12 protein-coding genes and 1 pseudogene are annotated in these 13,112 nt (G+C 45.3%); 11 read left to right on the forward strand and 2 right to left on the reverse strand.

The features are described 5' to 3' along the window. Positions 1–36 precede the first annotated feature (36 nt). The 6 genes and pseudogenes from TCA2_RS22545 (at position 37) to TCA2_RS22570 (ending at position 6,293) form a co-directional block, all read left to right on the forward strand. Positions 37–849 (forward strand): SDR family oxidoreductase, encoded by an 813-nt coding sequence (locus TCA2_RS22545; RefSeq protein WP_047913854.1) that lies wholly within the window; start codon positions 37–39, stop codon positions 847–849. 152 nt (positions 850–1,001) lie between these two features. Next, a complete protein-coding gene (locus tag TCA2_RS22550; RefSeq protein ID WP_047913855.1) occupies positions 1,002–1,796 on the forward strand; it encodes an alpha/beta hydrolase in 795 nt (264 codons plus the stop codon). Between the two features lie 201 nt (positions 1,797–1,997). After that, on the forward strand, positions 1,998–3,647 hold the full coding sequence (locus TCA2_RS22555; protein ID WP_047913856.1) for a catalase: 1,650 nt from the start codon (positions 1,998–2,000) through the stop codon (positions 3,645–3,647). A 331-nt stretch (positions 3,648–3,978) separates the two neighbouring features. Next, positions 3,979–4,879 (forward strand): annotated as a pseudogene (locus TCA2_RS22560) (NAD(P)/FAD-dependent oxidoreductase). Positions 4,880–4,951: 72 nt separating this feature from the next. Continuing rightward, complete coding sequence (locus tag TCA2_RS22565) at positions 4,952–5,353, forward strand: RrF2 family transcriptional regulator (RefSeq protein ID WP_047913857.1); 402 nt, start codon at positions 4,952–4,954, stop codon at positions 5,351–5,353. Between the two features lie 196 nt (positions 5,354–5,549). Beyond that, complete coding sequence (locus TCA2_RS22570; protein WP_047913858.1) at positions 5,550–6,293, forward strand: trans-aconitate 2-methyltransferase; 744 nt, start codon at positions 5,550–5,552, stop codon at positions 6,291–6,293. A gap of 108 nt (positions 6,294–6,401) precedes the next feature. Here TCA2_RS22570 and TCA2_RS22575 read toward each other — a convergent pair whose 3' ends face one another. Then, positions 6,402–7,031, reverse strand: a complete 630-nt coding sequence (locus tag TCA2_RS22575) for a YfbR-like 5'-deoxynucleotidase (RefSeq protein WP_047913859.1) — start codon at positions 7,029–7,031, stop codon at positions 6,402–6,404. 120 nt (positions 7,032–7,151) lie between these two features. After that, a complete protein-coding gene (locus TCA2_RS22580; protein WP_047913877.1) occupies positions 7,152–7,733 on the reverse strand; it encodes a DUF421 domain-containing protein in 582 nt (193 codons plus the stop codon). A 209-nt stretch (positions 7,734–7,942) separates the two neighbouring features. Between TCA2_RS22580 and TCA2_RS22585 the strand changes: the two genes are divergently transcribed. The 5 genes from TCA2_RS22585 to nspC all read left to right on the forward strand — a co-directional run bounded on the left by TCA2_RS22585 (position 7,943) and on the right by nspC (position 13,072). Then, entirely contained in the window at positions 7,943–8,599 is a 657-nt protein-coding gene (locus TCA2_RS22585; protein WP_047913860.1) for an SGNH/GDSL hydrolase family protein, read from the forward strand. Positions 8,600–8,641: 42 nt separating this feature from the next. After that, positions 8,642–8,848, forward strand: coding sequence for a zinc ribbon domain-containing protein (locus tag TCA2_RS22590; protein ID WP_047913861.1), 207 nt, complete (start codon positions 8,642–8,644; stop codon positions 8,846–8,848). A gap of 218 nt (positions 8,849–9,066) precedes the next feature. Further along, a complete protein-coding gene (locus tag TCA2_RS22595) occupies positions 9,067–10,020 on the forward strand; it encodes a helveticin J family class III bacteriocin (protein WP_238546490.1) in 954 nt (317 codons plus the stop codon). A gap of 684 nt (positions 10,021–10,704) precedes the next feature. Next, positions 10,705–11,943 carry a saccharopine dehydrogenase family protein gene (locus tag TCA2_RS22600; protein WP_047913863.1) on the forward strand — a complete coding sequence of 413 codons (1,239 nt, stop codon included), beginning with the start codon at positions 10,705–10,707 and terminating at the stop codon, positions 11,941–11,943. A 1-nt stretch (position 11,944) separates the two neighbouring features. Next, on the forward strand, positions 11,945–13,072 hold the full coding sequence (nspC, locus tag TCA2_RS22605) for a carboxynorspermidine decarboxylase (protein WP_047913864.1): 1,128 nt from the start codon (positions 11,945–11,947) through the stop codon (positions 13,070–13,072). The last annotated feature ends 40 nt before the right edge of the window (positions 13,073–13,112 follow it).

Below are 13,112 nucleotides of genomic sequence, written 5' to 3' on the forward strand. Positions count from 1 at the left end.
TATTCTACTTTATTACACATAGGGAGGCAAAAAGATATGGACAAGGTATTCGTCATTACAGGTGGCACGGGTGGTATGGGAAGAGCGATCGCGAGCCGAATGGGGAAGCAGGGCAAGCTGCTTCTTGTGGATGTTAACGAGGATCGTTTGGCTCAGACCAAAGGGGATTTGGCTGCACAAGGGATCACAGAAGTAACTACAAGAACAGTAGATATTTCGAATGAACAGCAGATCAATGAATTGGCTGCATCCGCTGCGGAGCTTGGACAGTTAGGTGCAATGATTCATACGGCTGGCTTGTCCCCAACCATGGGTGACTCGAAGAGAATATTAGAAGTCAACGCGATTGGCACAGCGTTAATTTTGAAAGCGTTTTTACCATTCGCAGTTCCTGGAACGGTTGCCGTGTGTATTGCATCTTCATCTGGCCACTCTGTTCCTCGTAATGAAGCGTATAACCAGATCTTAATCAATCCGCTGGCTCCGGACTATGTTGAGCAGATGGAAAGATTTGCTCAGGGCAATTCAGGTGCGGCCTACGGCTTCTCCAAACTAGGCGTCATGCTCATGGTGGAAGATCAGGCATGGGACTGGGGACAGAAGGGAGCACGCATTGTCTCTCTATCTCCGGGAATCATCAACACGCCAATGGGAAGACAGGAGTCTGCACAGCAGGAAGTGATGAAAGAAATGCTGGCGAGAACGCCGCTTGGACGAGAAGGGGAGCCAGATGAAATCGCTTCTGCCGTAGAATTCTTGTGCAGCAGCCAGGCATCGTATATTTCGGGGACGGACTTGCTCGTAGATGGAGGAACGACGGCAAGTATGCGAAGAAATGCGGCAAAATAAAGCTGCAAGCACTATAGTTATAATCTAGCCATGCAGAGGAACTGCATGGCTTTTTCGCTTTTATTGTATGCAGATGATTCCTTTTATTTACATCTATTATGGTAAAATATGGTGTGTAGCAATGAGTCTACAACGAATGGGGAGGAATGAATATGCGTGTAATTGAGTTCGATTATCCTGTAAAACAAGTTACCTACAAAACGGTCGGAAAACGTAAACTGAGCCTGTACATATTTGAGTCTGAACATCCCGATAATTCAGCTAAGAATAGGACAGCCATCTTGTTTTTTAATGGAGGGAGTTTCAAAAAGGGTCCTTTATCACCAGCTCAATTTCAGAATCAGGCACGGTATTTAGCTTCTCGGGGTATTGTTGCAATCTGTGTTGATTATCGAAACGGCCATGATGAAGGCTTTACTCCCATGCAAGCGATCTGTGATGCCAAGTCGGCAGTAGGATGGATCAGAAGCCATGCGACGGAGCTCGGTATAGATCCAAATCGCGTTGTCATGTGCGGCGCCTCCGCTGGTGGATATACTGCTGTATCCTCGATCATGTTTGAAGAGTTTAATGATGATAACAGTACCAATCATATCCCGAACGCCCTAATTGTGTTCGCAGCCGGTATGGATGGGGTGGACATTATGGGCAGATTGTTTCCTGATTTACTAGAGACTGCGACAGATCTGTCTCCTATTCATCATATTAAGAAATGTCTGCCGCCTACCCTCTGGATGTGTGGAACCTCGGATGAACTCTACGCGCAGAATCAAACCTTTGTCGAGCAAATGAATCAAGCAGGCAACAACATTACGTTTCTAACCTATGATGGCATGGGACATGGCTTCTTTAATTATGGATGGCATGAGAACAAGCCTTATAATGACACAACATTAGAAATTCAGCACTTCCTGGCGTCTGTGGAAGCTGAACATTCAGCCTCATAACCTTAATCTTTGCTTCACGAAAGATTCATCCTAACTTAATTCATTTCATGATTGATGAAAATTCTCTAAGTTTAAACATTAATGAGGCCAATATGACGTTCGTCATGAAGGAGTTAGGTCTCTTGTGAAGAAGTTCTAAGATGGAAGAAATATTCCATTGCAAGCCGCAAAAAGTACAAATTTTTGAAGGAGGTTTTCATTTTGGCAGAGAACAAGGACAAGAATGCATCAAGCGAGCAAGATGTACAGCGCGAGACACTGACGACGCGGCAAGGTCATCCAGTAAGGGATAATCAGAACATTCGTACAATCGGTAATCGTGGGCCAGCCACACTTGAAAACTATCATTTTATCGAAAAAATTTCTCATTTTGACCGGGAAGAGGTACCTGAGCGTGTCGTGCATGCTAGAGGAACCGGAGCATTTGGATATTTCGAAACGTACGGAAAAGTAGGAGATGAGCCGGTAGAGAAGTATACTCGGGCCAAAGTATTCTCCGGCGCGGGTAAGAAGACCCCGCTGATGGTTCGATTTTCCACGGTTGCAGGAGCGAAGGATTCTCCAGAGACAGCCCGCGATCCCCGCGGATTTGCAGTCAAAATGTATACGGAAGACGGCAACTGGGATCTCGTAGGTAACAACCTTAAGATCTTCTTTATCCGGGATGCCATGAAATTCCCTGATATGATTCATGCTTTTAAGGCGGACCCTGCTTCGAACGTCTCTCATCCTCAGCGGATGTTTGACTTTGTATCACGCTCGCCTGAAGCGACGCATATGATCACATTCCTGTTCTCTCCGTGGGGTATACCGGCTACATATCGCCATATGCAAGGCTCAGGGGTTAATACTTATAAATGGGTCAACGATAAAGGCGAGGCCGTGCTTGTAAAATATCATTGGGAGCCGAAACAAGGGATTCGCAACCTAACCCAGGAGGAAGCCGATTCTATTCAGGCGAAGAACGTCGGTCATGCGACTCAGGACTTGTATGAAGCCATCGAACGAGGCGACTATCCTGAATGGGAGCTGTTCGTACAGATCATGGAGGATGACTATCATCCTGAGCTGGACTTTGATCCGCTCGATGATACGAAGCTGTGGCCAGAAGATAAATTCCCATGGCTTCCGGTAGGCAGAATGGTGCTGGATCGTAATCCGGTAGACTTTCACGCGGAGATTGAACAAGCCGCATTCGGTACAGGTGTGCTGGTAGACGGCATGGATTTCTCCGATGATAAAATGCTGCAGGGCCGTACCTTCTCCTACTCTGATACGCAGCGATATCGTGTAGGAGCGAACTATCTTAAGCTTCCGGTAAATGCACCGAAAACGGAGGTTCGCACGAACCAGCATCGCGGACAGATGGATATCCGTGATCCGAAGGAATCCGGAGATAACCCACATATCAACTATGAACCGTCCATGATCGGCGGGTATCAGGAAGCGAGCAGAGAAGGTCATCCTCAGCACCGTCCGACGTATAATGCTGCAGCGATGAGCGAGCCTATTGATCGTCCTAACAACTACGGTCAGGCAGGGGAGACGTATCGCAGCTTTGAGGACTGGGAACGTGATGAATTGATCAAGAACCTGTCTGAAGCACTTGCGGTATGTGACCCAAGAATTCAAACGGCGATGGTCGAGCATTTTACGCAGGCAGATGAGGATTATGGCCGACGTGTAAGAGAAGGCATTGAGAAGAAAGTCAAAGAGCTGCGTGAGATGGAGCAGGAAGGCAAGCTTCCTGGCCGTGAATCAGGCTCTTCGAAATATGGACAAGGCTCACTGGCAGCAAACCAAGCAACCAAGGATGCGGTGAAGAAGAGCCATGAGGCAGATCCTTATTAATCTGTAATATAATATTCCGGATTAAACGGAACAGAAACGTCATTTTCCCTTGCTGAATCAGGGGAGATGACGTTTTTATGTGCAGCATAGAGTCGTTTATAACTTTCCTCTAACCCTAAGGAGAAAATTCCTGCTTGTAAAAACATCTAATTAGAGTTATTATAGACACATTATATCCATAATAATTGATTGTAGTGGATAACCAAGAATGCATGAACAGCATTCTAGAAGCATTGAGAGAGACAGTAAGCATCACTGCGACACATTTTTACGTACTAATTATAGATATAAAATATCTATAATATCTTATATTTAGAGAGGGGATTTAGATATGACTTATGATTGCATTATTGTTGGCGGCGGCCCTGCGGGCTTGAATGCTGCACTTGTGTTGGGCCGAGCAAGAAAGAAGGTCTTGGTGATTGATGCCGAGGAGGCTCGGAACAGAGTGACTCGTCACTCCCACGGATTTCTCACTCGAGACGGAATTACCCCGCATGAGTTCCGGCGAGTGGCAAAGGAGCAGATTGAGGCGTATCCAAGCGTAACTTTCACCACGGATACAGCCGTGTCTGCGAGTGGAGCGGATGGGGATTTTACAATTACCACGGATAAAGGTTTAGCGTATCATGCTAAAAAGGTGCTGCTGGCGGTTGGGAAGAGAGATATCCGACTTCCAATGGAAGGATTGGCAGAGGTATATGGGAAGAGCGCCTTTGTCTGTCCTTATTGCGATGGCTGGGAGCTTAGAGATCAGAAGCTGGTCGTTATTGTCAGCCATGACAAGGCATTGCATTTGGCGAAGACCTTATCCGGCTGGACTCGAGATTTCACGATCTGCACGAATGGAGATGAGAAGATGTCGACAGAGGACAGAGAACAGCTGTTTAAACATCACATTCCGGTATTTGATACTCCTATTTCTGAGAATAAACGGAATGGTTGAAGGTATTCGTTTGGATGATGGCACGATGATTCCATGTACCGGGATTTTCTTCGCTCCAGAACTCGGTATTGGCTCTGACCTTCCTCAGCTTCTAGGCTGTGAATCAGCCGAGGATGGAACGGTGGTTGTAGATAAATTCGGGAAGACAAGTGTGCCCGGAGTGTATAGTGCGGGAGATTCAGCAACTCAGATGTACCAGCTTATTATGGCTGCTTCTATGGGTTCCATGGCTGCTGCGGGAATTAATTCAGAATTGCTGGCAGAAGCCTGGGAACAGTCATGGTGATTTCTTGACGCTGTCTTGAAATAAAAGGTATTATGGACTCATTAAATCTTTTATCGAGGCGATGATAGGCAAATGAAATACTCCAAGGCAACAAATTATGCTCTGCATACGATGCTGTTTCTAGCAGCGGCTACTCCGGATAAGCCTGTCGGTGTTCAGCAGCTGGCTGAGCGGCAGAAGGTATCTTCCACGTATTTATCCAAGATCTTGACGAAGCTGGTCAAGGCAGGGATGATTGAATCGGTCTCAGGAGCAAACGGGGGATATAGCTTGAGACGCGGCTGGGAAGAGATCTCTTTCCTTGATATTATACACGCAATAGAAGGAACGACTTCCTTGTTCGAATGCAATTTAAACCACGGATCCGAGTGCTTGATACAGCAGGTCGTGCTGGAAGCAGAGGGCAAAATGGAAGAACATCTGAGAAGTCAGACCATATCCAGTCTCGCAAAGATGCTTCAAGTAAAAAGTTAAAGGAAGGATTCATTCCTACTGTGCGAAAAATAGAAAACGCATGGTGAATGAAGATTGTACATTTCACATTGCACATGCTGACATGGTAGACAGTTCCTACCGAGCTTTCTACCTTTGCTGCATAAGATGGATACACTAACGTCATATTAGAGATATTATATATCTATAAACACTTTCAATAAGAGGAGATGAGTCAATGAATATTGAAGCTTCTGCGAACCAGGCTAATCATTCTGGACCCCAGAACAACGATCTGATCTCCTTGCTGCAGCCTGCAGCCGGAGAGCGAATACTGGACGTAGGCTGCGGAAATGGGAATTTAACGGCCAAGATTGCGGCTGCCGGCGCGATTCCAACAGGAATTGATGCCTCAGAGGAAATCATAGCGAAGGCAAAGCTAAATTATCCTGAACTGCAGTTATCGGTTGAAGATGCTCGGTATTATAGAACTGAAATTCCATATGATGCTGTATTTTCGAATGCCGTGCTGCACTGGATCAAGGATGCACCTGCAGTCGTCAGCTCCATCGGGTCTGCCCTTCGGAATGGCGGCAGATTCGTGGCGGAATTCGCGGCAAGCGGTAATATCGCTATTATACTGACTGCAATCAGAGCAGAGCTGGAACAGTATGGATACGAGTGGGAGGGAAGAAACCCTTGGTATCATCCTACAATCGGTGAATATTCCAGTCTGCTGGAGCAAACGGGATTCAAGGTCATTTTTGCTCAGCATATGGACAGTAAATCTACGTTAAAAGGGGGATTAGGGATTCGGAACTGGATGGATAACTTCTCTTCTTATCTATTCGGGGGGGTTACGGCTGAACACCAAGCGCTCATATATGATGCTGTGGAAGAACGAGTGAGGTCTGAGCTATACAAGGATGGTCATTGGATGATCGACATCAGCAGACTGCGGATTGCAGCCATCAAACCGTAGTTAAACCATGTGATCATTTCGTATAAAACCTTTATGTATGAAAGTCGCGATTTCGCGGCTTTTTTCGTGCGAGAAATTTTAGAGAGCTGCCAATTCATTTATGAGGTTTTATTGAGCGAGGGCTTCCTTCGTGATCTGCTTAATATCATAAGGGGAGGTCATACATTCGTCGATAATGTCGGGGAGGATCTGCTCCAGAAAATAACGAACACAGTGCAGGTCGATATTCTTAATCTTCACAATTGCATTGCGATACATTGCAACAAATTCCTTCTCTGTGTTACCTCTTTGCAATTCTACAAACGCTTCATATACCTGATCGAGCTTGTCTGCCACCTCTAGGATTAGCCCTTCAACAGAATTGTCTTTGCCTTCACGAAGCTGTCTGCGGAAGATCGACTTAAATTCCTCGGGAATATTTTCCTCGATAAAGTGCTGAACCATGCCTTCTTCTACCTGCTGCAGCATGGCGCGGAGCTCAAGAGAGTAGTGCTTGACAGGGGTCTTAATATCGCCGATAAAAATTTCGCCATAGTCATGGCTGCTTGTAATCTCGTATAGCTTTTTCCAATCTACGTGGACTCCATGCTGCTCCTCGATGTCAGCCAGGGTCTTGGCATATTGCACTACCTTCCAGGAATGCGCAGACACGCTGTGCTCTTCAAATTTAAACTTCCCAGGTGTGCGTATGATGCGCTCAAGATCGTTCAATGAACGAAAGTAAGTGTGAATTCCCATATGTCTAATCATCCTTTGTGTTATCAATGTGTGTACGTACAACCCAACTGTAACACCGATATGTCATCGCAGGATTAAGCAGGAACTCGATTCATGTTAACGAATAAGGGCTTTAAGAATTTACTGAAGCTTTGGATCAACCGCTGAGCGATGACCGTTTTGTTTGACTTCATCAAAAAGTGTTTCATCCGCTTGTGGCTGCTCCTGAGTTGTCGGATTAAGATTATTCATTAGCTTCTCTATATCCGCCATTGTAATCGGTCTAGCATGCGGCATCAGTTCATATCCGATATGTCCATTAGATTCAATCGTTGCGTTCTTCACATCGGATAGATGAGAGATCCCGTTCTGTCTAAGCCTTACCTCCAGCTGATCGACAGTCATTCGCATGGATCGTAAATTATCCGTTCTTAATTGTCCGTTCTCAATGACCAGCTTCGCTTTCCCTGACAATAGTTCTTCCACCCAGTTGAATCTATACTGGAGGTATTCAAGGAGCAGCAATGACAGAATGAAGATGCTGGCTGAGCCGATTGCTTTCCCCAAGTGCTCATTAGCTATGGGCTGGACGATCGTTGTCCCAATAGAGATCATTACTACCGTGGTTGCTACGCTCATTTGAGAGATCGACTTTCTTCCTGCCACACGAAGTAATACCACGCCGGCAATAACTAAGAGGAGAGATTTCCATATCCATTCCATATAAACACCCGCTTTCGTCATAGATGCAATCCATAGTATTTGTTATTGCTGCTAGTTTATTCAATTGACGCGAACCCGCACTTCCATATGAGGAACTCTAAGCATGGGCTCACAGCGATATACAGACTAGGCAGGATGAATGACCTTATGTACAATGAAGAGGACAATGGAAGCGTATTACATCTTGAGGGCAGAGCGGAGTGAATAGGATGGAGAACAAGCGAAGAAAAATTTTGTTTCAAGGCGATTCGATAACGGACGGCAATTGGGGGCGTAACCTCGATCCGAACCACATACTGGGACATGGATATGTATATATTATAGCTGCACAGCTTGGTTCCCAGTATGCAGAGTCTCAGCCGTATTTTATGAATAGAGGGGTCAGCGGTAATCGCGTATCTGACGTTTATGCCAGATGGAATGAGGATGCAATCAGCTTACAGCCGGATCTGATTAGCCTGCTAGTAGGTGTGAATGACGCTCACAGTATCATTTCAGGCAGTGCTCGGGGGGCTACAGACCGGTATGAGCGAATCTATCGACAGCTGCTGGACGAGACATGCGAAGTATTGCCAGATACAGGGATTGTGTTATGTGAGCCGTTTGTAATGCATTCAGAAGCAACGGATAAAGATTGGAGCGAGTGGAGCTCAAAAATGGACGAGTACCGCAGTGTCGTTCGGCATTTAGCAGAAGACTACAATACCCTTTTCGTGCCTCTGCAAGAAACCTTCAATCAAGCGGCGAACCGTGCAGATACAGCCTATTGGGTGTGGGATGGAATTCATCCGACAACTGCTGGACACCAGCTTATTGCAAATGAATGGCTTAAGGTTGTTCAGCAGAGCAAGTATACGATCGGGTAACAATGACAGATCTATATTTTGAAATTAGGAGGCTGTATGAACATGAACAATAATAAAGGCTGTATTAAATGTGGAAGTAAAAACGCAGACAGTAAAGAAGTAGCCATGACGGGAACAGGATTGTCTAAAATGTTTGATATTCAAAACAATCAATTTATCGTCGTGTTCTGCAACAATTGCGGATATTCCGAATTTTACAACAAGAAAGCCTCGCAGGGCTCTAACATTCTGGACTTTTTCTTCGGTTAAGGAGTTCATGACATCATGCAGTTAACAGGGATTCAAGACCATAATTTACATAAACAAGGAATTCGGAAAACATAAGCAGAACATAGTGATAACTGGATAGCTGATCCATATCTACTGGTGCTGATGTTCTCATACATGCTGCTGGACGAGCTATCCTCACATCCAAATGGAGGTGTACTATGTTCAAGTCGCAAGCGTTAAAGAAGCCGAAGGGAAGTATGAAATTATGGATATCACTGTTTCTTGCCTGCATCATGTTCAGTATGACTGTATTGCCTGCACAGGCTGCATCGCCACAGAAGACAGTTAATGCCTCAGCTAAGCTGGCCTACAATCTTAAGGGATTGAAGCACAACGTCGTTGTACAAAAAGCTTATATTGCTGACAAGTATCTGTACGTAACCCAGCGCTCAAAAGGCACTTGCTATCTGTCGAGACTGCTGATCGATGGCACGAACGCGAATTATGTGGACGAGATGACGGTAACGAATACCGGCCATTGCCAAACGCTCGACATGTATACGTACAATGGGGAGAATTATTTCTATTTCAGCTCAAAAGCGGATGCCTCCACGTCTTATTACTGGTCACTGCAAGTCGCAAGACTTAAGTATGCGGCAGGAACCACGGTGGATTATACGGATCTGCGCCGGTTTACCTACATGAATTATGCGAATAAAACAGGCGCTAGACTAGGAGACACCTATCGTGTTGATGGAGGCGGCAACAGTACACATACCTTCTTCCGAGTCCAGACCGCTGAAGGTACCGTGACATGGTCGATCTATGACACTGCCAAATTGAATCAGCTTCTAGACAGCAATGAGCAGGTACGGATGGACAGCGCAGCGGCGGTAAGTGCCTGTGTCAGCAGCTTTACTCAGTCGGGAAGCGGCATTATCCGGCCGAATGGTTCTTTTCAGGGAGCAGATATGCTGGGTAGTACAGAGATTTACACATCGGGTGGAGCTGAAGGAGATACGCCTCAAATTGCGATGATTTCGAACTCAGGTACCTTCAAAACTCTCGTGAACATAACGAATGTAGGGAACCACGAGATCGAAGGGGTCCAGACCAAGAACGGCAATGTCTATTTCACAATTGTTCCCGATCCGGTTAACAAGACAAATACACAAAAAGTATATTACGTCCCAGATTCCGTGTTTAACTAATAAACGCGGATGGTTCAGAGCGACTCAATCGAGTGCCTAGTACAAGCTTTGAGAATTTAGATTTGAAGAATTATTAGGTAATCAGCGTCATTAACAATCATTTTTCTTTTTTTCTAGAAAACTCTTGAATAAGTTTATCACATCTGTTATTGTAGTCCTTGCGTGAAATGGAAAGCTAATTATCGTAACGGATCTTTCCAGCAGATAATTTTGACCACTCCTACGATAAAGGTAGGACGTTAAGGCCACACGGACAGCCGGGTCAAATGCCGATCGGCAACTTTCGTTGCCTTATTGATTGAGTTAAAAGCTCAAATTTTATAAGTTGGTTACTTTACAACCTGTGCACTGCACATCAACTTGTGAAACGGTCAATAAGAGTGGAAAAAGTAATTATTTGCTGACAGACTCTGATCCATTATTGATATACTCATAAATATGAATGAGCCTTCTCATGTTCATGTGACCATCTCGGATGGTTATGGAGTAATTATGCTTATTTAATATTTACGATATATCGTAAGCAAGTGTGATGCGCAATTATGCGATTTTTACACTTGCTTTTTTGTTTTGAGAAGCTATGAATACCATACTTTTCTTGCAAATTTCACAAGTGGCATACATTCGGCTGATTTGGTTGTACTGAATACGGCTTGAAAATTTAATTTGTTAGGAGATATGAGAATGGGAAAAGCACTTATTATTGGCGCCGGCGGCGTAGCATCAGTAGCAGTTCACAAATGTGTTCAGAACAGTGAAGTATTCGAAGAAATTTGCATTGCGAGTCGTACCAAATCGAAATGCGATGAGCTAAAAGCAAAACTGGATGGCGGAAAAACGAAAATTACGACAGCTCAGGTCGATGCGAACAACGTAGATGAACTCATTGCTCTAATTAACGAAGTTAAACCGGATATCGTAATGAACCTGGCTTTGCCATATCAAGACCTAACAATTATGGATGCTTGTCTTGCAACGAAGACACATTACATGGATACGGCGAATTACGAGCCGGAAGATACAGCGAAATTTGAATACAAATGGCAATGGGATTACAAAGAGCGCTTTGAGCAAGCAGGAATTACTGCACTTCTTGGAAGCGGCTTTGACCCAGGCGTAACAGGTGTATTCTCAGCATATGCACTTAAGCATTACTTTGATGAAATTGAATATATCGACATTCTGGATTGCAACGGCGGCGACCACGGCTATCCGTTCGCAACGAACTTCAACCCTGAGATCAACATCCGTGAAGTTTCGGCGAACGGAAGATACTGGGAGAATGGCGAATGGATCGAAACCAAGCCGATGGAGATCAAACGTGTATACGACTTTGCTGAAGTAGGTGAGAAGGACATGTACCTTCTGTACCATGAAGAGCTTGAGTCCCTGGCGAAGAACATCCCTGGCCTGAAGCGTATTCGTTTCTTCATGACATTTGGACAAAGCTACCTTACACATCTGAAGGCACTTGAGAATGTGGGCATGACTTCGATCGAGCCGATCGAATTCGAAGGCAAGCAGATCATTCCATTGCAATTCCTGAAGGCGGTATTGCCAGATCCCGCTTCGCTCGGACCACGTACAGTAGGTAAAACGAACATTGGTTGTATCTTCAAAGGGAAGAAAGATGGCCAAGACAAGACTTACTACGTCTACAATATCTGTGATCACCAAGAATGCTTCAAAGAAGTAGGCTCCCAGGCGATTTCTTACACTACGGGTGTTCCTGCGATGATCGGAGCAGCGATGGTGATGACTGGTAAATGGAATAAACCAGGCGTATACAATGTAGAGGAATTCAATCCAGATCCATTCATGGAAGAGTTGAACAAATGGGGACTTCCGTGGGTAGAAGATTTCAATCCGGTGCTTGTAGATCAATTGCCGGAGGAAGCTAAGAAATCGGAGTCTGTTCGCTAAGATGAAGTTCGAGGAACTACCTACACCCTGTTTTGTCGTCGATGAGGAACTCATCGAGAAGAATCTGAAGATCCTGAATGGTGTTATGCAGCGTACAGGAGCCGAAATTATTCTTGCACAAAAAGCATTTTCCATGACTGCAATGTATCCCCTGATCGGAAAATATTTGTGTGGTGCAACAGCGAGCGGTTTGTTCGAAGCACGTTTAGGCTATGAGGAGATGGGCAAGCAGAACCATGTGTTTGCCCCTGCCTACCGTGAGGATGAGATCGATGAGATTATCTCGATCTGCGATCATATTATTTTTAATTCCTTCTCACAGCTGGAGAAGTTCAAGGATAGAGCGCTGAAGGCTGGACGACAAGTTGGACTTCGTATTAACCCGGAATGCTCCACGCAGGAAGGTCACGAAATCTACGATCCATGTTCTCCAGGCTCGAGATTCGGTGCGAAGCACGAGGATTTCCGTGCAGAGCTGCTCGAAGGCGTGACGGGTCTTCACTTCCATACGCTATGTCAGCAGAACTCTGATGATTTAGAGACGACGCTGAATGCAGTGGAAGAGAAGTTTGGACAGTGGCTGCCACAGATGGAATGGATCAATTTTGGCGGTGGACATCATATTACGAGAGAAGATTATGATATCCCAAGACTTGAAGCATGCATTAAAAGAATGCAGGAGAAGTATGGTCTTAAGGTAATTCTGGAGCCGGGAGAAGCTGTAGCCCTCAACGCAGGTTACTTGGTGACTTCTGTGCTGGATCTTCACAAGAATGGGATGGATATTGCCATTCTTGATACATCGGCAACTTGTCATATGCCGGATGTACTCGAAATGCCTTACCGTCCGCCTCTATTGGGTTCCGGTGAACCGGGAGAGAAGCCATATACCTATCGACTTGGCGGGCAAACCTGCTTGTCGGGCGATGTCATCGGAGATTACTCTTTCGATCAGCCGCTGAAGGGCGGAGACCGACTGGTATTCGGAGATATGGCGATCTATTCCATGGTGAAGACAAATACGTTTAACGGTATGCCATTGCCGGCTATTGCGGTGAAACGTAAAGACGGTAATTGTGAGGTCGTTCGCGAATTCGGATACCAGGATTTCAAGACGAGACTTGCTTAATTTACTTATAACAAAATTAATCAACACAATAAAGCACTAA

Source organism: Paenibacillus sp. TCA20 (genome assembly GCF_000732325.1).
GTDB lineage: Bacteria > Bacillota > Bacilli > Paenibacillales > Paenibacillaceae > Paenibacillus > Paenibacillus urinalis.